The sequence below is a fragment of the Pseudomonas sp. PF05 genome, from assembly GCF_056521845.1.
The window spans coordinates 33,369-53,882 of the sequence record NZ_JBWLPW010000026.1 but is presented as its reverse complement, the minus strand read 5'-3'; the positions used below and the strand labels follow the sequence as shown (position 1 = coordinate 53,882).

At 61.9% G+C, this 20,514-nt stretch carries 18 protein-coding genes; 11 read left to right on the top strand and 7 right to left on the bottom strand.

Going from position 1 to position 20,514, the window contains the following annotated elements; all coding sequences use genetic code 11:
- Window positions 1–9 precede the first annotated feature (9 nt).
- Window positions 10–2,328, bottom strand: coding sequence for a penicillin-binding protein 1B (gene mrcB / locus AC09SL_RS27765; protein WP_058542144.1), 2,319 nt, complete (start codon window positions 2,326–2,328; stop codon window positions 10–12).
- 129 nt (window positions 2,329–2,457) lie between these two features.
- On the opposite strand from mrcB, the gene AC09SL_RS27760 reads away from it, so the two are divergent.
- From AC09SL_RS27760 to AC09SL_RS27750, 3 genes are all read left to right on the top strand, one after another.
- A complete protein-coding gene (locus tag AC09SL_RS27760) occupies window positions 2,458–4,014 on the top strand; it encodes a bifunctional aminoglycoside phosphotransferase/ATP-binding protein (RefSeq protein WP_058542145.1) in 1,557 nt (518 codons plus the stop codon).
- Between the two features lie 91 nt (window positions 4,015–4,105).
- On the top strand, window positions 4,106–4,447 hold the full coding sequence (locus AC09SL_RS27755; RefSeq protein ID WP_058542146.1) for a pentapeptide repeat-containing protein: 342 nt from the start codon (window positions 4,106–4,108) through the stop codon (window positions 4,445–4,447).
- 220 nt (window positions 4,448–4,667) lie between these two features.
- Window positions 4,668–4,940: a TfoX/Sxy family protein gene (locus tag AC09SL_RS27750; RefSeq protein ID WP_058542147.1), complete on the top strand. Its 273-nt coding sequence runs from the start codon at window positions 4,668–4,670 to the stop codon at window positions 4,938–4,940.
- 396 nt (window positions 4,941–5,336) lie between these two features.
- Here the strand turns inward: AC09SL_RS27750 and AC09SL_RS27745 are convergent, their stop codons facing one another.
- The 4 genes from AC09SL_RS27745 to AC09SL_RS27730 are packed head-to-tail and all read right to left on the bottom strand — an operon-like array spanning window position 5,337 to window position 8,892.
- Window positions 5,337–6,188 carry a ChaN family lipoprotein gene (locus tag AC09SL_RS27745; protein WP_058542148.1) on the bottom strand — a complete coding sequence of 284 codons (852 nt, stop codon included), beginning with the start codon at window positions 6,186–6,188 and terminating at the stop codon, window positions 5,337–5,339.
- 24 nt (window positions 6,189–6,212) lie between these two features.
- On the bottom strand, window positions 6,213–6,980 hold the full coding sequence (locus AC09SL_RS27740) for a heme ABC transporter ATP-binding protein (RefSeq protein ID WP_058542149.1): 768 nt from the start codon (window positions 6,978–6,980) through the stop codon (window positions 6,213–6,215).
- Complete coding sequence (locus tag AC09SL_RS27735; RefSeq protein ID WP_193034317.1) at window positions 6,980–7,963, bottom strand: FecCD family ABC transporter permease; 984 nt, start codon at window positions 7,961–7,963, stop codon at window positions 6,980–6,982. Before AC09SL_RS27735 ends, AC09SL_RS27740 begins: the two co-directional genes overlap by 1 nt.
- 50 nt (window positions 7,964–8,013) lie before the next feature.
- A complete protein-coding gene (locus AC09SL_RS27730) occupies window positions 8,014–8,892 on the bottom strand; it encodes a heme/hemin ABC transporter substrate-binding protein (protein WP_058542234.1) in 879 nt (292 codons plus the stop codon).
- A gap of 255 nt (window positions 8,893–9,147) precedes the next feature.
- Between AC09SL_RS27730 and AC09SL_RS27725 the strand changes: the two genes are divergently transcribed.
- Complete coding sequence (locus AC09SL_RS27725) at window positions 9,148–9,465, top strand: Rieske (2Fe-2S) protein (protein WP_058542233.1); 318 nt, start codon at window positions 9,148–9,150, stop codon at window positions 9,463–9,465.
- On the opposite strand, the gene sfsA is transcribed toward AC09SL_RS27725, so the two are convergent.
- Window positions 9,421–10,167, bottom strand: coding sequence for a DNA/RNA nuclease SfsA (sfsA, locus tag AC09SL_RS27720; protein WP_058542232.1), 747 nt, complete (start codon window positions 10,165–10,167; stop codon window positions 9,421–9,423). The two genes, AC09SL_RS27725 and sfsA, sit on opposite strands and share 45 nt — an antisense overlap.
- Entirely contained in the window at window positions 10,167–11,339 is a 1,173-nt protein-coding gene (locus AC09SL_RS27715; protein WP_058542231.1) for a pyridoxal phosphate-dependent aminotransferase, read from the bottom strand. Before AC09SL_RS27715 ends, sfsA begins: the two co-directional genes overlap by 1 nt.
- Window positions 11,340–11,690: 351 nt before the next feature.
- On the opposite strand from AC09SL_RS27715, the gene dksA reads away from it, so the two are divergent.
- From dksA to folK, 7 genes are all read left to right on the top strand, one after another.
- A complete protein-coding gene (dksA, locus tag AC09SL_RS27710) occupies window positions 11,691–12,134 on the top strand; it encodes an RNA polymerase-binding protein DksA (protein WP_058542230.1) in 444 nt (147 codons plus the stop codon).
- A gap of 234 nt (window positions 12,135–12,368) precedes the next feature.
- Complete coding sequence (gene gluQRS / locus AC09SL_RS27705; RefSeq protein WP_058542229.1) at window positions 12,369–13,259, top strand: tRNA glutamyl-Q(34) synthetase GluQRS; 891 nt, start codon at window positions 12,369–12,371, stop codon at window positions 13,257–13,259.
- Between the two features lie 78 nt (window positions 13,260–13,337).
- Window positions 13,338–13,514: a hypothetical protein gene (locus AC09SL_RS27700; protein WP_003176118.1), complete on the top strand. Its 177-nt coding sequence runs from the start codon at window positions 13,338–13,340 to the stop codon at window positions 13,512–13,514.
- Window positions 13,498–16,452, top strand: a complete 2,955-nt coding sequence (locus AC09SL_RS27695) for a sensor histidine kinase (protein WP_165826005.1) — start codon at window positions 13,498–13,500, stop codon at window positions 16,450–16,452. Before AC09SL_RS27700 ends, AC09SL_RS27695 begins: the two co-directional genes overlap by 17 nt.
- Before the next feature lie 22 nt (window positions 16,453–16,474).
- Window positions 16,475–17,908, top strand: a complete 1,434-nt coding sequence (locus tag AC09SL_RS27690; RefSeq protein WP_058542227.1) for a sigma-54-dependent transcriptional regulator — start codon at window positions 16,475–16,477, stop codon at window positions 17,906–17,908.
- 715 nt (window positions 17,909–18,623) lie between these two features.
- A complete protein-coding gene (locus tag AC09SL_RS27685; RefSeq protein ID WP_058542226.1) occupies window positions 18,624–20,021 on the top strand; it encodes a polynucleotide adenylyltransferase PcnB in 1,398 nt (465 codons plus the stop codon).
- A gap of 3 nt (window positions 20,022–20,024) precedes the next feature.
- The gene (gene folK, locus AC09SL_RS27680) at window positions 20,025–20,510 is read left to right on the top strand and encodes a 2-amino-4-hydroxy-6-hydroxymethyldihydropteridine diphosphokinase (RefSeq protein WP_058542225.1); all 486 of its coding nucleotides are present in this window, start codon (window positions 20,025–20,027) and stop codon (window positions 20,508–20,510) included.
- Window positions 20,511–20,514 lie beyond the last annotated feature (4 nt).

Sequence of the window (20,514 nt, the reverse complement as noted above, 5' to 3'; positions counted from 1 at the left end):
CCTCTTTGCTTAATTCATCCAGTCCTTGACCCAATCCATCACCGATTCGGCGGGATTGGTGCCGCCACAGGCTGCACCGGGTGGCGGTTCGCTGCCGCGAATATACGGCATCTGCACGGCACCCGGGCAATTGGCATCGGAACCTTGCCCCGTACGCGAATCGACCCACGCCTGGACGATGTTGTCCGGTTGCGGCATGTCCAGCGGCAACGGATCGGCCTTGCGCATGAAACTGGTCCAGACCTGCAGCGCGCCGGTGGCACCGGTGAACGGGGTCTTGCCATTGTCATCACGTCCGAGCCAGACCACCGCCAGCAGGTCCTGGCTGAAACCGGCGAACCAGCTGTCGCGCGAGTCGTTACTGGTGCCGGTCTTGCCCGCCAGGGTCAGGGTCCGGGGCAGCACGTTATAGACCGAGCTGCCGGTGCCTTCACGCATGACCCGCTGCATCGCGCTCTGGATCAGGTAAATGGAGGCTGGGTCGAAACGTTGCTGGATCTGGAACGGATAACGCTTGAGCGGCTCGCCATCGGCGGTCAGGACGCTGCGGATCCCGCGCATCGGCGTATTGAAGCCACCGTTGGCCAGCGTCTGGTACATGGCCGCCACTTCGATCGGCGTAAGGCCACCGGCCCCCAACAACATCGATGGAAACGCCGGGAATTCGCGACTCACCCCCAGGCGCGCCAGGGTCTTGAGTACGTTCGGCACGCCGACTTCCAGCCCGAGGCGAGCCGTCGACAGGTTGTAGGAATGCGCCAACCCCTGGTACAGGAACACCGTGCCGTGGGAACGACGATCATAGTTCTGCGGCTTCCAGACCTGGCCATCCGCGCCCTTGACCGAGAACGCCTCGTCCGACAGCCAACTGGTCAACGTGTACTGGCTCGGCTTTTCCAGGGCGGTGAGGTACACCGCCGGCTTGATCAGCGAGCCAATCGGACGCACCGCATCCAGGGCTCGGTTGAAGCCGGCGAAACTGGCCTGGCGGCTGCCGATCATGGCCTGGACTTCACCGGTTTCCGGGTTGGTCACCACCATCGCGGCTTCAACTTCATCAGAGCCCTTGCGCCCGGCCAACCGTTTGAAGGTGTCATTGACCGAAGCTTCAGCCTTCATCTGCAGGATCGGGTCGAAACTGGTGAAGATGCGCAGGCCTTCTTCGGTCAAGTCTTCGTCGCGATAGTCTTCCCGCAACTGACGCTTGACCAGGTCCATGAAGCCCGGGAACGAACTGTCTGCCAGACGGCCACGCTTGGTCACGCCCAACGGCATCTTTTTCGCTGCCTCGACTTGCTCGGCCGTCGCCACACCCTGTTGTTGCAGCAGGTCGAGCACCAGGTTGCGCCGTTCGAGGGCACGCTCCGGATTACGCCGCGGGTTGTAGGAAGACGGCCCCTTGACCATGCCCACCAGCAGCGCCACCTGATGCAGCTTGAGCTCGGACAGCGGCTGGCTGAAGAAGAACTGGCTGGCGAGGCCGAAACCGTGCACCGCCCGTTGACCGTCCTGGCCGATAAATACCTCGTTGAGGTAGGCCTCCAGGATCTCCCGCTTGTCGTAGTGCAACTCCAGCAACAACGCCATCATGGCTTCGGTCAACTTGCGGGTCAGGCTGCGCTCGTTGGTCAGGTAGAAGTTCTTGACCAATTGTTGGGTCAGGGTACTGCCGCCCTGGCGCATATGGCCCGAGGAGGTGTTGACCCAGATGGCCCGGGCAATCGATTTGGGCGAGACGCCGAAGTGATGGTAGAAGTCGCGGTCTTCGACGGCGATCAGCGTATCGAGCAGGAACGGCGGCACCTGGTCGATCTTGATCAGGATCCGGTCTTCGAGGTTCTTGGGGTACAGGCCACCAATGAGCAGTGGCTCGAGGCGCACCACCGACAGGCTGGCGTTCTTGGCGCCGGTCAGTGCAGCGACATAATCGCCGGAAAAACGCACCCGCACCGGTTGCGCCTGCTCCAGGCCCTCATAGAACTGGAAGCCACGGGTGTTGAGGTCGATGGTATTGCCATTGACCGAGGCCTCCCCCGGGCCATTGACCACGCTTTCACGGCGATAACCCAAGGCATCGAGTTCGGTCAGGAAATCGTCCTTGCTCAGCTTTTGTCCGACGAACAGCTCCAACGGCCGGGCATAGACCTTGGCCGGAATGGTCCAGCGCTTGCCGGAGAACTTCTCCTGGACCACGGCATCGAGATAGACCGCAAAACCGGCGAGCACGACAAGGCCCACCAGACTGAGTTTAAGGGCCCAGCCCATCCAGGGCCGCAGGCGGCTGGCGGGTGGTTTCTTGGGGGTACGGGGAGATCGGGTACGAGTCATGGCGGCGGATTATACGCACTTTGTCGCGGTTCAACATGAGCCCAGCCACACAGGTCATCCGGTTTGCGTTCGCGTCGCTTGCCGCCATAATGACGACCTCGAATTTTTCCAGACTCTGAAGGACCGCCCGTGAGCCAATCCCTGATCGCTGCCCTGCAAAACCCGGCCCTCTACCCGCATCCCGTTGAAGGGTTTCAGGTCATCGAAACCCATATTTCCTGGGTATTGCTCACTGGGCCATACGCCTACAAATTCAAAAAACCGGTCAACTTCGGCTTCCTCGATTTCACCAGCCTCGAGGCGCGCCAGCATTTCTGTGACGAAGAGTTGCGCCTCAACCAGCGTCTGACCCAGGATCTGTATCTGGAGGTCCTGCCGATTACCGGCAGCGCCGAAGCGCCACAGCTGGGTGGCGACGGCCCGGCCATCGAATACGCCCTGAAGATGCGTCAGTTCCCCCAGAGCCAACTGCTCAGCACGCTGCAAGCCAACGGCGAACTGACCACCGCGCACATCGACGAGATGGCCACGCAGATCGCCCAGTTCCACCTTTCCACGCCCAAGGTGCCCGCCGAAAACGACGCTGGCACCCCGCAAAGCGTGATGGCACCGGTGCTGCAGAACTTCGAACAGATCCGCCCTTTCCTCAACGACAAGGCCGACCTGTTGCAACTCGAAGCCTTGCAAGCCTGGGCCGAAAGCAGTTTCGAACGCCTCAAGCCGCTGCTCACCCAGCGCAAGGCTGAAGGTTTCATCCGCGAATGCCACGGTGATATCCACCTGGGCAACGCCACCGTGATCGACGGCAAGGTGGTGATTTTCGATTGCATCGAGTTCAACGAACCGTTCCGTTTCACCGACGTCTACGCCGACACCGCGTTCCTGGCAATGGACCTGGAAGACCGCGGCCTGAAGTCGCTGGCGCGGCGTTTCGTCAGCCAATACCTGGAACTGACCGGTGATTACCAGGGCCTGGAGCTGTTGAACTTCTATAAAGCCTATCGCGCCCTCGTCCGGGCAAAAGTCGCGCTGTTCAGCATGCCAGCCGAAGCCGATCCGGTGCAGCGGGCCACCACCCTGCGCCAGTACCGCAACTACGCCAACCTGGCCGAGAGCTACAGCACCATTCCTTCGCGCTTCCTGGCCATCACCCACGGCGTTTCGGCCGTTGGCAAAAGCCATGTCGCGATGCGCCTGGTAGAGGCGCTGGGCGCCATCCGCCTGCGTTCGGACGTGGAGCGCAAGCGCCTGTTCGGCCAGCAACAGGTCCCCAACGATCCACAGGCCGGCATTTATAACAGCGATGCCAGCAGCGCGACCTACGCTCGCCTGCATGAAATCGCCGCAGTGATCCTGCACGCCGGATTCCCGGTGGTGATCGATGCCACTTACCTCAAGCGTGATCAGCGCGACGCAGCGGCGAAAATCGCCGAGGCCACGGGTGCTCCGTTCCTGATCCTCGATTGCGAGGCGCCGCAAGCGGTCATCGAAAGCCGCCTGGCGCAGCGTCAGGCCGACCAGAAAGACCCCTCCGATGCGAACCTGGCGGTCATTGCCGCACAACAATCCAGCCGTGAAGCCCTGACCCCAGCGGAAATTCTCTGCAGCAAACGGGTCCAAACCAACGAAAGCGGCACACTCGACATCGTGGTCGCGCAGATCCGTCAACGCCTGCCAGGCCTGTAGTTAACTATTTCGGCCGTGAACCGATGCCCGACTTCACGGCCGTCAAATAGTGGCACTATACTGGCGTCATAAAACCAACAGGTGATATGAAATGAGCCTTCCCAAGCTTCTCAATACCCCGCTTTATGCCTTGTTGCGCAAAGATGATATCGCCGGGTTCAACAACGAACGTCCACAAGGCCTGGTCGACATGCGCGGCGGCGACTTTCGTGGCCTTGACCTGCGGGAACTGAACGCGGACGACGTTGACTTCAGCGACGCCTACTTCCGCTCCGCCGACCTGCGTGGTATCGATTTTCGCAAGTCTTCACTGGAAGGCGCGAGCCTGGCCCATGCACAAATCTCTGGAGCCTACTTCCCGCCCGAACTGTCTGCGGACGAGATCCTGATGTCGATGAACTTCGGCACCCGCCTGCGCTACCGCACCCGCTGACAGGTAAACCAAGTCGGCCAACGCGCGGACTTGCCACCACCGAACGGATCTCCAGCGCCCCCGCTTGCGCTGGAGAGTGCGGCCTTTTCCCACCCCATCGTGCGTAATGCATTAGAAGCTTTTGCATCGAATCCCACCAAAGAATCACGCTTTTCCTACTGACCGCTACACTGCTCAGAAGCTTGCCCACTGCACCGATCGGCCGTCGCAAGGAGGCTCGATGAATGATGAACTGCAACACCTGAAGAATCTGGGCAAGACATCAGCCCAGTGGCTGCACGCCGTGGGCATCCACAGCGCTTCCGATCTACGCCGGCTCGGCGCGGTGGACGCCTATCGCGCCGTGCGCACGCGTGGCTTCCGGGCGTCCAAGGTGTTGCTGTACGCCATCGAGGGCGCGTTGATGGACGTGCATTGGAATGACATCCCCGCCGAGCGCAAAGACGCCCTGAATAAACAACTGGATGCCATTTCGACACGCCACAAGGCCTGACCCCCCTTTCGTTGCCAGCGAAAACCCTGGCCTTGAGGTTATTTCGACAAATCGTCAAACAATGTTTGACATGGTAATGAGAATCGCTATGATTACCACATCCGGTCGCGAGACTGGTCGATATTTGAACAGCCCTTGGTTCGGACTCTCAGATATCTCCTCATCAGGCTAATCACGGTTATTTGACCCGGCTTTTGCCGGGTCTTTTTTTGCCTGGAAGAACCACACCGCCCCGTAGGAGCCGTGCAGGAGCCGTGTAGGAGCTGTCGAGTGCAACGAGGCTGCGATCTTTCCCCAGACACCCGAATCTCAAGCGAAAGATCAAAGGATCAAAAGATCAAAAGATCAAAAGATCAAAAGATCAAAAGATCAAAAGATCACAGCCTTCACCAGCGCCTACGGGGCTGGGTAGGATTTGCGCATCTGCGCGCAGTAATCCTGTGGCGGCATGGCCGGCGTGTACCACACGTAATCGGCCATGGCCGACGTCACTTCACTGCCCTCCTCGGCCAACATCAGCACGATGGGTGCCTCGCTGGCGCCAAGATCCAACGCATGCAGCGGCACAGCGACGTCTTTTCGAGCGTGCCAGGCACCGGCGAACAACATTGCCGGTGTCGGCGCTTGCAGCAGGCGCTCGGCCATGCGTCGATCGCGCTGTTGCTGCACGGCCAGCATCGCCGGCATTTGCGACTCTGGCAGCAAACCGCAGTGGGATTCACGGATTTGCCCCAACAACTCGTCCTTCACAGTAGCGGCATTGGAGCGAGTGCCCATCAAGCCCGGCGCTTGTCGATAGAAACGCTGGATCTCGGCGGCGTCCAGATTGGCGGCCAGCAACGGATAGCGTTGCGCCAGGGCAAACTCGACGACGGGGCCATACAGGCTCCAATCCCAGCCCGGCGACCAGTCCAGTGCACCGGGCAGGTCCTTTGGCAAGGCGGGTAGCTGGCGGACCGAATCAACGCGTGACTGCTGGGAGGGGGTGAGCATTTCCAGCAACAGGCTGCCCTGGGCCCGCTGCCCGGCCAGGGCCTGGAGCAGCCATACCTGCAGTGCGTGGTGATCGCTATTGTCGTGCCGCTCTCCCACCACCACCCGAGGCGCCTTGGCCAGGCGTTCGACCAATGCCTGGGGCGTCACGGCCTGGCCATTGTGCAAATCACGGATTCGCCCGCCGAGCGGGGGCGGTGCGATGCTCTGACACGCCGTCAGTACACTCAATGCCAGAATCAGGAGCAGACGCACGTCCGTATCCTCCAGGGTGCCCTCTCAGCGGGCAATGATCAATGGATGCCCACGCTCCGGATGGTCTTGCACCAGCACGTCCAGGCCAAACACCGCCTTGAGGGGTTCCGGGCGCAGCACGTGCCGAGGCGTGTCCAGGGCCGCCGGCCGACCGGACGCGAGCAGCAACAGGCGATCACAATAACGCGCCGCCAGGTTCAGGTCATGCAGGATCACCAGCACGGCAGCGCCGCGACTGGCGAACTCACGCACCGCCTGAAGGATGGTGTGCTGGTGCAGTGGGTCCAACATCGAGGTTGGCTCGTCCAGCAACAGGGTTTGCCCCGCTTCACCTGGCCACAACTGTGCCAACACCCGCGCCAGATGCACCCGCTGACGCTCGCCACCGGACAGCGCCAGGTAACTGCGACCATGCAGATGCGCGGCGTCTGCCGCTTGCAGCGCCGAGGCGACGATTTGCTCGTCGCGCAGCCGACCACTCTGGTGCGGCAGGCGTCCCATGCCGACGACTTCCTCGACACGGAAGGCAAAATCCAGGGTCGAGGACTGCGGCAAGACCGCCAGGCGACGGGCGCGCTCGGCACCCTGCCACTGGGCCAGTGGCCGGTCATCGAGCCAGACCTGCCCCTGGGCCGGGCGCAATTCGCCGCACAGCCCCGCCAGCAAAGTACTTTTACCTGCGCCGTTAGGCCCAAGCACTCCGAGTACTTCGCCAGGGTTGAGCGCCAGATCGACGTCCGCCAGCACCGTCTTGCGACCACGATGAATGTGCAGGTTCTGCGCTCGCAGCATCAGGCGCGCCCTCGCACCAATAGATAAAGGAAGAACGGCGCGCCTATAAAAGCCGTGACAATGCCGATCGGCAATTCCGCAGGGGCCAGTGCCAGGCGCGCCACCAGATCGGCGAACAACAGCAGGCTGGCACCCGCCAACATCGAAGCGGGCAGCAACACGCGGTGGTCAGGGCCCGCCACCAGCCGCACCAGATGCGGCACTACCAGCCCGACAAAGCCGATCATGCCCGCAGCCGCCACCGCTGCGCCAACCCCCAAGGCCGTACAAAACACCAGTTCACGCTTGAGGCCTTCGACATTAACACCCAGGTGGGCAGCCTCGGACTCCCCCAGCAACAACGCATTGAGCGCCCGGGCCCGGCGAGGCAGCCAGAGCGCCACACCAGCGCTGACCAGCAACAGCGGCCACAACCGCGCATAGCTGGCGCCGTTGAGACTGCCCAGGTTCCAGAACGTCAAGGTGCGCAGGGTCGCGTCGTCCGCCAGGTAGGTGAACAGGCCGACGGCCGAACCGGACAGTGCGGTCAGGGCAATACCGGCCAGGAGCATAGTCGCGACATGGGTCTGGCCGTTGCGGCGGCCGAGACGATAGACCAGCGCCGTAACGCCGAGCCCGCCAAGGAATGCACACAACGACAACACGTAGGGACCAAAGGCTTCGGGCAACCCACCCAGCGCCGAGCCACCGACAATGGCGAACGCGGCGCCCAGTGCCGCACCGCTGGATACACCCACCAGCCCCGGGTCGGCCAGTGGGTTGCGAAACAGCCCCTGCATCGCCACACCGGACAACGCCAATACCGCGCCCACCGCCAACCCCAGCAAGGTGCGCGGCAAACGGATCTGGCCGAGGATCAGTTCGGCCTGCTCCAAACCATCGGCGGCCACCGGCAAGCCCAACAGGCGCAAGGCGGCGCGCAAGGTGTCGAGCAGCGGCAAGCTCACCGGCCCCAGGGCCAGGGACAGCCAGGTCGCCAGCAGACACAGCAAGCCCAGGCCGATAAATAAGGGGCGTGATTTGACCAACGCGGTCATGGCGCCATGGCCGACGCCGCCGGATAGAAGCCTGCCGTCAGTGTCACCAAGCTTTGTGGCAACCGCGGGCCCAACCCGCCTACCAGCAGCGTCGGATCAAGCTCCATGACACGCCCGTCCCTGGCGGCCCGGGTCGAGGAAAGAATCGGGTTTTCCCTGAACAGTGCCGCACGCGCCTTTTCACCGCTCAAGGCACGGTCAGCAAAGACCAGTACTTGCGGATTCAGGCTGGCCAGGGTTTCCACGGAAAAAGATTTGTAACCACTGTGGGTCGCCAGGTTGTGACCGCCGGCCTGCTGTAACAGCCAATCCGCGGAAGTGCCCCTGCCAGCAACCAGTGGCTTGCCGCCGGAACTGCCCACCAATAGCAATACGCCGGGAGCCTTTTGTTTGCGCTGGGCTTCGGCCACCCGGGTCTGTTGCTGGGCGAGCTGTTTTTGATAGAGGTCGAACAACCGCGCCGCCTCGACCTCGGCTCCCAACAATTGCCCCAAGTGCTGCAAATTGCCCTGCAGGGCCGCCAGTTCTGGTGTGGCCGAGAACAGTTCGACCTGCACGCCGGCGCTGCGAATTTGCGCCAGCACGGGCGGCGGCCCCATTTCCTCGGTGCCGACCAGGATCTGCGGACGCAGGCTCAGCACACCCTCCGCCGATAGCTGTCGCTGATAGCCGATACTGGGCAAGGCCCGCAAGGATTCAGGATGCTGACTGGTTGAGTCCACGCCCACCAGCTTCGACTCGCCCCCCAGTGCACTGACCCACTCCGACACGGCGCCGCCGGCGCTGACCCAGCGTTGCGGCAATTCGGCCGCGCCGCCCCCCTGGCCGGCCAACAGTGCGACACAGAGCGCAACAACGCGGATGTTCAGGCGCATCGGGCAGCTTCCTCAAAGAAGTTTTTCACAGGACCGAGCCTGGCCAAGTATCCTCAGCCACCTGTTAAGAAGGCTCCATTTGATAATTGTTTTCATTTGATCGTCAAGCGTGGATCTTTTGCCACACGAAACCTTGTGGGAGCGAGCTTGCTCGCGATAGCGGCGTGTCAGTCACTGAGATGCTGAATGTGCCGCCGTCATCGCGAGCAAGCTCGCTCCCACAGTGGATTCACTCCGACAAATATTGAGACACACATGAAGTTTCTTTGTACCGCCGCCCAATTGCCCGACAATGGTAGTCGCGGTTTCGACCTCGATGGGCGCAAAGTGCTGGCCGTGCGGCGCGCCGGCCAGGTGTATGCCTATCTCAACCGTTGCCCGCACCGGGGCGTGCCGCTGGAATGGCAACCCGACCAGTTCCTCGACCCCAGCGCCAGCCTGATCCAATGCGCCACCCACGGCGCGCTGTTTCTGATCGAGAGCGGTGAGTGCGTGGCCGGCCCCTGCGCCGGTCAGTTCCTGGCAGCCCTAGAGAGCCGGGAGGACGAGCAAGGCATCTGGGTCGAGTTCTAGCAACACTGGCAACGCCCGGTCCACCCACATCTGCTCGGGCGTCAGCGTGACCCCGTAGGCCAGCACCTCTACACCCGCCGCCACCGCATCACGCAGGGCAGCGGCGTACACCGGGTCGATTTCCTGTGCCGGGCGCACCGCTTCGATGCCGCTCAGGTTCACACAATACAGTTGCACCGCCCGCACGCCTTCCCGGGCCAGGCAGGCAAGTTCCCTCAGGTGCTTGGCCCCGCGCAGGGTCACCGCATCGGGAAACGCCGCCACATTCGTGCCATCGAAACCCAGCGTGACGCTTTTGACTTCGACCCAGGCCGAGTCTTGTTCATAGTCCAGACGAAAATCAATACGGCTGTTTTCCACCCCATAAGCCACTTCACGCTTGAGCCCGGTAAACCCGTTGAGTTCGCTGATGATCCCGGCGCGCAAGGCTTCTTCGATCAACGCGTTGGCCCGCGCGGTATTGATGCAGGCGAGGCGCCCTTGAGGGGTTTCGCCGATTTCCCAGGTTCCGGGCAACTTGCGCTTGGGGTCGTTGGAGCGACTGAACCAGACACGCGCGCCTTGCGCCATGCAATTGAGCATCGAACCGGTGTTAGGGCAGTGAATAGTGAGCAGTTCGCCGTGAACGGTCTCGATATCAGCGAGAAAACGCTTGTAACGTCGAATCAGGCGACCTTCTTCCAGTGCCGGAGAAAAACGCATCAGCCTTGCCAGCTCCGCAGCCCACGTTCGATTCGCTCCACCGCTTCCTGTAGCCGCGGCAGGCTCTGGGTGTAGGCGAAACGCACATGATGACCGGCCTGATGACGGCCGAAATCCAGGCCCGGCGTGAAAGCGACGTGCTCGGTTTCCAGGAAGTGCTGGCAAAACGCAAAGGCATCGCCGCCGAACGCGCTGATATCGGCATAGAGGTAAAACGCCCCTTCCGGCTCCACCGCAATACCGAAGCCCAACTCACGCAAGGCCGGCAGCAGAAAGTCGCGGCGCAGCGCGAACTCGGCCCGCCGCTGCTCGAAGATTTCGATAGTGGCGGGCTCGAAACAGGCCAGGGCGGCGTATTGAGCCATGCTCGGCGCACTGATGTAGAGGTTCTGCGCGAGCTTTTCCAGCTCGCCGACGGCCGCTGAAGGGGCCACCAGCCAGCCCAGTCGCCAGCCGGTCATGCCGAAATATTTGGAGAAACTATTAAGAACAAAGGCGTCGTCGTCGACTTCCAGCACGCTGGCGGCGTCGGTGCCGTATGTCAGGCCGTGATAGATCTCATCCACCACCAGATGGCCGTTGTGGCCCTTGATGGCCTTGGACAACCCCGCCAATTCGTCCCGGGTGAGAATCGTCCCGGTCGGGTTGGCCGGTGAGGCCACCAACGCACCGACACTGTCCTGGTCCCAATGACGGTTCACCAGGTCTGGCGTCAATTGGTAACGCACCTCCGGCCCCACGGGCACCAATTGCGCCGCCCCTTCGACCAGGCGCAGGAAATGACGGTTGCACGGATAACCGGGGTCGGCCAGCAGCCAATGCTTGCCTGGGTCTACCAGCAAGGCGCTGGCCAGCAGCAAGGCACCGGACCCGCCCGGGGTCACGAGAATGCGCCGAGGGTCAATCTCCACCCCATAGCGCTGGCCATAGAAACCGGCGATGGCCTCGCGCAGCTCGGGAATGCCACGGGCCGCGGTGTAACGGGTCTTGCCCGCCGCCAGCGCGGCCTGGCCAGCCCGGATGATCGGCTCGGCGGTGGTGAAGTCCGGTTCGCCGATCTCCAGGTGGATGACGTCATGCCCGGCGGCCTGCAGTTCGTTGGCACGGGCCAGCAACGCCATCACATGGAAAGGTTCGATGGCGCGGCTGCGCGCACTGTAGGGCTGAACCATTGGCCTTCCTTCAGGGGAAAAAAGAACCGATTCTACCCAACTCTCCAGCCAAGTCAGAAACAACTGCGCGAATCCGCGCGAACTGCAATAGGCCTGAGCCCGTGGATTGCAGGAAATGACTCCCGCGATTGGCCCAGGCTTGACTAGAATCAAGCATTGAGCAGGTTTACATCCTCACCGAAGCGAACCCGGCCACGTTTTACAGGCCCCGGCCGCCGCAGGCTCGACAACCGGGAGTAGCGCGGCCCGATTTGATCTGGTAAGTTCGCCCGCTTGCAGCCGCAGGGCCGGCAGGTGTCGGTGATGGAGCAATCCTGCGTAGTGGATTACAAGAGTAGAGGCGGTCCATTCATGCCCACCCAAGCAAAGCAAAATCAAAATAACGCGCTCAGCGGGTTTGAGCCTTACGTCCCGCAAGCTGGCGAAGAGTACATGGGCGCCCCCATGCGCGCGCACTTCACCAAGATCCTGAACAAGTGGAAACAGGACTTGATGCAGGAAGTCGACCGCACCGTGGATCACATGAAAGACGAAGCGGCCAACTTCCCCGACCCGGCCGACCGTGCCAGTCAGGAAGAAGAGTTCAGCCTTGAGCTGCGCGCCCGTGACCGCGAGCGCAAACTCATCAAGAAAATCGACAAGACCTTGCAACTGATCGAAGACGAAGAATACGGTTGGTGCGAGTCCTGCGGCATCGAGATCGGCATCCGCCGCCTGGAAGCCCGCCCGACCGCCGACCTGTGCATCGACTGCAAGACCCTGGCGGAAATCAAGGAAAAACAGGTCGGCAAGTAATTGCCGGGGCTGTCACAGAAACGGAGCGTTCATACGCTCCGTTTTTTGTTTCCGATATTTTCTCCAAGCTTTGTTGCCCTCCTGTGGGAGCGAGTTTGCTCGCGATAGCAGTGGGTCAGCCAACAGTGATGTGGCTGACAGGCCGCTATCGCGAGCAAGCTCGCTCCCGCAAGGGGATATGCTTCGGCATCAAGATTTGTATGCCTGCCGCCCAGACCCAGTAACATTCGCCCTATGACTGCCACCGCCCCCTACATCGGACGCTTTGCCCCCACCCCCAGCGGCCACCTGCACTTCGGCTCGCTGGTCGCCGCCCTGGCGTCGTACCTGGATGCCCGGGCCGTGGGCGGGCGCTGGTTGCTGCGCATGGAAGACCTCGACCCGCCCCGGGAAGAACCGGGCGCGCAAGCGGCGATTCTCAAGGCGCTGGAAAGCTACGGGTTCGAATGGGACGGCGAGATGGTTCGCCAGAGCGAGCGCCATGACGCCTACGATCAAGTCATCAACCGGCTGTTCAGCCAGGGCCTGGCCTACGCCTGTACCTGTTCGCGCAAGCAACTGGAGGCGTACCAGGGCATTTATCCGGGCCTGTGCCGTAACGCCGGGCACGGCACCGAGGACGCTGCCATCCGCCTGCGCGTCCCCGAGCTTGAGTACCACTTCACTGACCGGGTCCAGGGCGAGTTCCGCCAGCACCTGGGCCGTGAGGTCGGTGACTTCGTGATCCGCCGCCGCGACGGGCTCTACGCCTATCAGCTGGCCGTGGTCCTGGACGACGCCTGGCAAGGGGTGACCGATATCGTGCGCGGCGCCGACCTGCTGGACTCCACGCCGCGCCAGCTCTACCTGCAAGAACTGCTCGGGTTGCCGCAACCGCGTTACCTGCACGTGCCGCTGATCACCCAGCCCGACGGACACAAGCTCGGTAAATCCTACCGTTCACCGCCGCTGGCAGCCGATCAGGCCACGCCGCTGCTGTTACGGGCATTGCGTGCGCTGGGCCAGCAACCGGGTCTCGAACTGCTCGATGCCAGCCCACGGGAACTGCTGGCTTGGGGCATTCGCCACTGGGACGCGGACAAGATCCCGCGCACACTGAGCCTGCCCGAAGCGCAAATACGTTGACGGCCCTTGCAGCTTGGCGCCCATCCGTTACCATCGCCGCACGTTTTTTGGGCACGCGCATAAATTAGAGAGGCCGGGATGTATATCTATCGCTTGGTCCTGCTCCTGGTAGTGGGGATTTATCTGTTCTCCCCGGCCATCATGGATTGGTGGATCGATGCCACGGGTGCCTGGTATCGGCCGTATCTGCTCTGGCTGATCCTGATTGTCGTGACCTTCATCCTGCAGAGCCAAAAAGATGCCGATGAGCTTTAGCCTGACCCAGATGATCCTGATCAGCGCCGCCTACCTGGCCGTGCTGTTCGGCGTAGCCTGGATCAGCGAACGAGGCATGATCCCCCGGGCGATCATCCGCCACCCGCTGACCTACACCCTGTCGCTGGGTGTCTATGCCAGCGCATGGGCGTTCTATGGCACGGTCGGGCTGGCCTACCAGTACGGCTATGGTTTCCTGTCCAGTTACCTGGGGGTGTCAGGGGCGTTCCTGCTGGCGCCGGTGTTGCTCTACCCGATCCTGAAAATCACCCGCACCTACCAACTGTCGTCACTGGCCGACCTGTTCGCCTTTCGCTTTCGCAGCACCTGGGCCGGCGCGCTGACCACCATCTTCATGCTGATCGGGGTGCTGCCGCTGCTGGCCCTGCAGATCCAGGCCGTGGCCGACTCCATCAGCATCCTGACCCGCGAGCCGGTGCAGCACCGGGTGGCGCTGAGCTTCTGCGTACTGATCATCCTGTTCACGATTTTCTTTGGTTCCCGACACATCGCCACACGGGAGAAACACGAAGGCCTGGTGTTCGCCATCGCTTTCGAATCGGTGATCAAGCTGATTGCCATCGGTGGCGTCGGTCTCTATGCCCTGTACGGTGTGTTCGATGGCCCGCAACAGCTGGAAGTGTGGCTGCTGCAGAACCAGACCGCCCTCGCCGCCCTGCACACACCCTTACAGGAAGGCCCATGGCGCACGCTGTTGCTGGTGTTCTTCGCATCAGCCATCGTGATGCCGCACATGTATCACATGACCTTTACCGAAAACCTCAACCCGCGCTCGCTGGTGAGCGCCAGCTGGGGCCTGCCGCTGTTCCTGCTGCTGATGAGCCTGGCGGTACCGCTGATCCTCTGGGCCGGCCTGAAGCTGGGCGCCAGTACCAATCCGGAATACTTCACCCTGGGCATCGGCATCGCCGCCAACAACAAGGCCCTGGCGTTGCTGGCGTATGTTGGAGGCCTGTCGGCGGCCAGTGGCCTGATCATCGTCACCACGCTGGCATTGTCGGGCATGGCCCTCAACCACCTGGTGCTACCGCTCTACCAGCCACCGGCCGAAGGCAATATCTACCGCTGGCTGAAATGGACACGGCGGGCGCTGATCGTCGCGATCATCATGGCCGGCTACGGCTTCTACCTGATGCTGGGTGAGGGACAGGACCTGGCCAACCTGGGCATCGTCGCCTTCGTTGCCACCTTGCAGTTCCTGCCCGGCGTGCTGTCGGTGCTGTATTGGCCGACCGCCAACCGCCGCGGCTTTATCGCCGGCCTGCTGGCAGGGATCCTGGTGTGGCTGGTCGCGATGCTGTTGCCATTGATGGGCAACCTGCAGGGCTTCTATATTCCGCTGCTGAACATGATCTACGTGCTCGACGACACCAGTTGGCATATGGCGGCCATCGCCTCCCTGGCGGCGAACGTGCTGATGTTCACCCTGATCTCGCTGTTCACCAACGCCAGTAGCGAAGAGGCCAGCGCTGCCGAAGCTTGCGCGGTGGACAATGTCCGCCGCCCGCAACGCCGCGAATTGCATGCCGCCTCGCCCCAGGAGTTCGCCACGCAACTGGCCAAGCCCTTGGGCGCCAAGGCCGCGCAAAAGGAAGTCGAACAGGCACTGCGCGACCTCTACCTGCCCTTCGATGAACGTCGCCCGTATGCCCTGCGTCGCCTGCGGGACCGGATCGAGGCCAACCTGTCCGGCCTGATGGGGCCCAGCGTGGCCCAGGACATGGTCGAGACGTTCCTGCCCTACAAGGCCGGCGGCGAGAACTACGTCACCGAAGACATCCACTTCATCGAAAGCCGCCTCGAGGATTACCATTCGCGCCTCACGGGCCTTGCCGCCGAACTGGACGCCTTGCGCCGTTACCACCGCCAGACCCTGCAGGAACTGCCGATGGGCGTGTGCTCCCTGGCCAAGGACCAGGAAATCCTGATGTGGAACAAGGCCATGGAAGAGCTCACCGGGATCGCCGCCCAGCGCGTGGTCGGTTCACGCCTGAGCACCCTGGGCGAACCGTGGAAAGGCTTGTTGCAAGGTTTCATCGACCTGCCGGACGAGCACTTGCACAAACAGCACCTGGCCCTCGACGGCCAGACCCGTTGGCTGAACCTGCACAAGGCGGCGATCGACGAGCCATTGGCTCCGGGTAACAGCGGCCTGGTGCTGCTGGTCGAAGACCTGACCGATACCCAGATGCTCGAAGACAAGCTGGTCCACTCCGAACGGCTGGCAAGCATCGGCCGATTGGCCGCCGGGGTGGCCCACGAAATCGGCAACCCGATCACCGGCATCGCCTGCCTGGCGCAGAACCTGCGCGAAGAGCGCGAGGACGACGGCGAGCTGACGGAAATCAGCGGTCAGATCCTCGAACAGACCAAGCGCGTGTCGCGCATCGTCCAATCGCTGATGAGCTTCGCCCATGCCGGCGGTCACCAGCACAATGACGAGCCCGTCTGCCTGGCCGAAGTGGCCCAGGACGCCATTGGTCTGCTGGCGCTCAACCGGCGCAATTTCGAGGTGCAATTGTTCAACCTGTGCGATCCGGATCATTGGGTCGATGGCGACCCCCAGCGGCTCGCCCAGGTGTTGATCAACCTGCTATCCAACGCGCGGGACGCCTCACCGGCCGGCAGCGCGGTGCGGGTCAAGAGCGAAGCCTTCGAACACACGGTCGACCTGATCGTCGAAGACGAAGGCAGCGGTATTCCACAGAACATCATGGACCGATTGTTCGAACCCTTCTTCACCACCAAGGATCCTGGCGAAGGCACCGGTCTGGGCCTCGCACTGGTCTATTCCATCGTTGAAGAGCATTATGGACAAATCACCATCGACAGCCCGGCCGATGTACAAAGCCAACGCGGCACCCGTATCCGGGTGACTTTGCCGCGTCATGTCGAAGCGACGTCCGCTGTGAACTGAGACCGTCGAGAGAATCGAATCAATGCCGCACATTTTGATCGTCGAAGACGAAACAATTATCCGCTCCGCCTTGCGCCGCCTGCTGGAACGCAACCAGTACCAAGTCAGCGAAGCCGGTTCAGTGCAGGAAGCACAAGAACGTTTCAGCATTCCCACGTTTGACCTGATCGTCAGCGACCTGCGCCTGCCTGGCGCCCCGGGTACCGAGCTGATCAAGCTCGGCCAGGGCACCCCCGTGCTGATCATGACCAGTTACGCCAGCCTGCGCTCGGCGGTCGACTCCATGAAGATGGGTGCGGTGGACTACATCGCCAAACCGTTCGACCACGACGAGATGCTCCAGGCCGTGGCCCGCATCCTGCGTGACCGACAGGCGGCGACCAGCAACCCGGCGGAACCCGTCGGCAAGGCCAGTGCCTCGGCGAAAGCCGGCGCCAGCAACAGCAATGGCGAAATTGGCATCATCGGTTCCTGCCCGCCCATGCAGGACCTGTACGGCAAGATCCGCAAAGTGGCGCCGACCGACTCCAATGTCCTGATCCAGGGCGAGTCCGGTACCGGCAAGGAGCTGGTAGCCCGTGCCCTGCACAACCTGTCACGCCGGGCCAAGGCACCGATGATCTCGGTAAACTGCGCGGCAATTCCCGAAAGCCTGATCGAGTCCGAACTGTTCGGTCACGAGAAAGGTGCGTTCACCGGCGCCAGCGCCGGGCGCGCAGGATTGGTGGAAGCGGCGGACGGCGGCACGTTGTTCCTCGATGAAATCGGTGAGCTGCCGCTGGAAGCCCAGGCGCGGTTGTTGCGGGTGCTTCAGGAAGGCGAAATCCGCCGGGTCGGCTCGGTGCAGTCGCAAAAGGTCGATGTCCGCCTGATCGCGGCCACCCACCGTGACCTCAAGAGCCTGGCGAAGATCGGCCAGTTCCGCGAAGACTTGTATTACCGCTTGCACGTGATTGCCTTGAAGCTGCCAGCCCTGCGCGAGCGTGGCGCGGACGTCAATGAAATCGCCCAGGCATTCCTCGCTCGCCAGAGCGCGCGGGTCAACCGCACCGATCTCAAGTTCGCCCCGGACGCCGAACAGGCCATTCGTCATTACGCCTGGCCGGGTAACGTTCGAGAGCTGGAAAACGCAGTCGAGCGGGCGGTGATCCTGTGCGAGAGCCCGGAAATCTCTGCCGACCTGCTGGGCATCGACATCGAACTGAGCGACCTGGACGACGAAGAGTTCATCGGCCTGGCCCCGCAACAGGGCGGCGCAGCCAACAACACCAGCCATGAACCCACCGAAGACCTGTCCTTGGAGGACTACTTCCAGCACTTCGTCCTGGAGCACCAGGACCACATGACCGAAACCGAACTGGCACGCAAACTGGGCGTAAGCCGCAAGTGCCTGTGGGAACGTCGCCAGCGCCTGGGGATTCCACGACGCAAGACCGGGGCGACCAGCGAAAGCTGAGGTGTGGGGGTAACACCGCTGAATGTGAAAAAACTGTTACCTCAGCTTTTTCACGTAACAAAAGCCGGGGTTTACGGTAACGAAACCCCGGCTTTTTTTCGCCTCGGAAAAATGGCTATAACCTTAGACCCCCCGGTTTCGCTGGGCCTCGCAAAAGTTGGCACGCACCCTGCTATAGCTTTGGTACAAGAACAATAACAAGCAATGCAAAAGACAATAAAAATAAGACGAATCGACTCACGCACAATAAAAACAAGACGGCGAGAGGCGCAGCTAACTGATTCTTTTGGAGAGGCGTTGTATTTGGGGCTTGCCCCACAACCAGGCCGAGAACAATAAAAACTGTCTCAAGACAGGTGCCTGAACTGGTTGGATCGATCGATCACTGCAACACAGCGACCAAAGCAATCCGTTTGCTCTTGGCTCCCGATTGGGAGGGTCACGAAGGAAAAACCTTGTGGCGTGGGCACTCAACAAAAACAAGAAGCCCGAAACCAATAATAAAAATAGAGCACGTAACTAATTCTGGGGGAGCTTCGGCTCCCCTTGTGGTTTCTGTCGTCCCGCCGCCCCTTAGCCTACAAGGCTTGTCGCTAAAGCTTGCAGCTCTAAACTGCTCCGTCCTACACCATCCCTCGACTAAATGCTAGAATCTCGGCCCATCATGCGGTCATTCTTCGTTTTTGGCCGAATATTCCTTCAAACAGTGCATCCCATGCTGAAGAAGCTGTTCCAGTCATTCCGTTCTCCCTTGCGTCGTACGCAACACATTCGCAGCACGCCTGAAGTGCTCAACAGCGGCCAGCATTCACTGCAAAAGGCCCAGTTCAGCCGTTATGCGGTGAACATCGTCGAACGTTTGCAGAACGCCGGCTACCAGGCTTACCTGGTCGGTGGCTGCGTGCGCGACATGCTGCTCAACATCACCCCCAAGGATTTCGACGTTGCCACCAGCGCCACGCCGGAACAGATTCGGGCCGAATTTCGCAATGCGCGGATCATCGGCCGGCGCTTCAAGCTGGTCCACATCCACTTCGGTCGCGAAATCATCGAAGTGGCGACCTTCCGCGCCAATCACCCGCAAAACGATGAAGAGGAAGACAGCAACCAGTCTTCCCGCAACGAGAGCGGGCGCATCCTGCGCGATAACGTCTACGGCACGCTGGAAGAAGACGCGCAACGCCGCGACTTCACCATCAACGCCCTGTATTACGATCCGGTCAGCGAGCGCATCCTCGATTACGCCAACGGCGTACACGACATCCGCAATCGCCTGATCCGCCTGATCGGCGACCCCAAGCAGCGCTACCAGGAAGACCCGGTGCGAATGCTGCGGGCCGTGCGTTTCGCCGCCAAGCTGGATTTCGGCATCGAAAAACACAGCGCCGTGCCGATTCGCGAACTGGCACCGATGCTGCGGGAAATCCCTTCGGCGCGCCTGTTCGAAGAAGTGCTCAAGCTGTTCCTCTCGGGCAACGCCGCGGACACCTTCGAGATGCTGGTGGATCTGCAGTTGTTCGATCCGCTGTTTCCCGCCAGTGCCGAGGCCCTGGAGCACAACCCGACCTACACCCATACCTTGATCAGCGAAGCACTGATCAACACCGACCTGCGCATCAAGCAGAACAAGCCGGTGACGCCTGCGTTCCTGTTCGCGGCATTGCTCTGGCCTGCCCTGCCGGCCCGGGTGTTGCGCCTGCAAGAGCGTGGCATGCCGCCGATCCCGGCAATGCAGGAAGCCGCCCACGAGCTGATCGCCGAACAGTGCCAGCGCATCGCCATTCCAAAACGCTTCACGATGCCGATCCGCGAGATCTGGGACATGCAGGAACGTCTGCCACGGCGCAGCGGCAAACGTGCCGACTTGCTACTGGACAACCCGCGCTTCCGCGCCGGCTACGACTTCCTGCTGCTGCGTGAAAGCGCGGGCGAGCAGACCGATGGCCTGGGCGATTGGTGGACCGATTACCAGGACGCCAACGACAGCGAGCGCCGCGACATGATTCGCGAGCTCAGCGGCAAGGATGACGGCGCCAGCGGCCCGCGCAAGCGCCGTCGCAGCAGCGGTGCCAAGCGCAAGCGTGCCGGGGTACCGAGCGCATCGGGCGAGTAATCGATGGAACGCATCTACATCGGCATGGGCAGCAACCTGGCCGAACCCGCCGAACAATTGCGCAGCGCCATCCAGGCGCTGGCGCAGTTACCCGACACCCAACTGGTGGGGGTCTCGGCGTTTTATCAAAGTGATTCCCTGCTGCCCGGCCAGCCGCGCTACACCAACGCGGTGGCGTCGCTGGACAGCCGCCTGGCACCGCTGGACCTGCTCGATGCGCTGCAGGCCATCGAAACCGGACAAGGCCGCGAACGCCTCGAACGCTGGGGCCCGCGCACCCTGGACCTGGACATCCTGCTGTTCGGCGATCGCCAGATCGATGAGGCCCGTCTCAAGGTCCCCCACTACCACATGCAGGCCCGGGCCTTCGTGCTGTATCCGCTAGCGGAATTGGCGCCCACCGACCTGCGCCTGGCCGATGGGCGCTTGCTCAAGGACCTGCTGGCAGCGTGCCCATTCGCTGGCCTGGAACGCTTGCCACCGAACTGAAGCA

Excerpts from the sequence above, each read along its gene's own strand:
- AC09SL_RS27740 (WP_058542149.1), bottom strand. The coding sequence starts at position 6,980 with ATGCTGCGAGCGCAGAACCTGCACATTCATCGTGGTCGCAAGACGGTG.
- AC09SL_RS27755 (WP_058542146.1), top strand. The coding sequence starts at position 4,106 with ATGAGCCTTCCCAAGCTTCTCAATACCCCGCTTTATGCCTTGTTGCGC.
- folK (WP_058542225.1), top strand. The coding sequence starts at position 20,025 with ATGGAACGCATCTACATCGGCATGGGCAGCAACCTGGCCGAACCCGCC.
- dksA (WP_058542230.1), top strand. The coding sequence starts at position 11,691 with ATGCCCACCCAAGCAAAGCAAAATCAAAATAACGCGCTCAGCGGGTTT.
- AC09SL_RS27725 (WP_058542233.1), top strand. The coding sequence starts at position 9,148 with ATGAAGTTTCTTTGTACCGCCGCCCAATTGCCCGACAATGGTAGTCGC.
- AC09SL_RS27690 (WP_058542227.1), top strand. The coding sequence starts at position 16,475 with ATGCCGCACATTTTGATCGTCGAAGACGAAACAATTATCCGCTCCGCC.
- AC09SL_RS27730 (WP_058542234.1), bottom strand. The coding sequence starts at position 8,892 with ATGCGCCTGAACATCCGCGTTGTTGCGCTCTGTGTCGCACTGTTGGCC.
- AC09SL_RS27700 (WP_003176118.1), top strand. The coding sequence starts at position 13,338 with ATGTATATCTATCGCTTGGTCCTGCTCCTGGTAGTGGGGATTTATCTG.
- AC09SL_RS27695 (WP_165826005.1), top strand. The coding sequence starts at position 13,498 with ATGCCGATGAGCTTTAGCCTGACCCAGATGATCCTGATCAGCGCCGCC.
- AC09SL_RS27750 (WP_058542147.1), top strand. The coding sequence starts at position 4,668 with ATGAATGATGAACTGCAACACCTGAAGAATCTGGGCAAGACATCAGCC.
- gluQRS (WP_058542229.1), top strand. The coding sequence starts at position 12,369 with ATGACTGCCACCGCCCCCTACATCGGACGCTTTGCCCCCACCCCCAGC.
- AC09SL_RS27715 (WP_058542231.1), bottom strand. The coding sequence starts at position 11,339 with ATGGTTCAGCCCTACAGTGCGCGCAGCCGCGCCATCGAACCTTTCCAT.
- mrcB (WP_058542144.1), bottom strand. The coding sequence starts at position 2,328 with ATGACTCGTACCCGATCTCCCCGTACCCCCAAGAAACCACCCGCCAGC.
- AC09SL_RS27685 (WP_058542226.1), top strand. The coding sequence starts at position 18,624 with ATGCTGAAGAAGCTGTTCCAGTCATTCCGTTCTCCCTTGCGTCGTACG.
- sfsA (WP_058542232.1), bottom strand. The coding sequence starts at position 10,167 with ATGCGTTTTTCTCCGGCACTGGAAGAAGGTCGCCTGATTCGACGTTAC.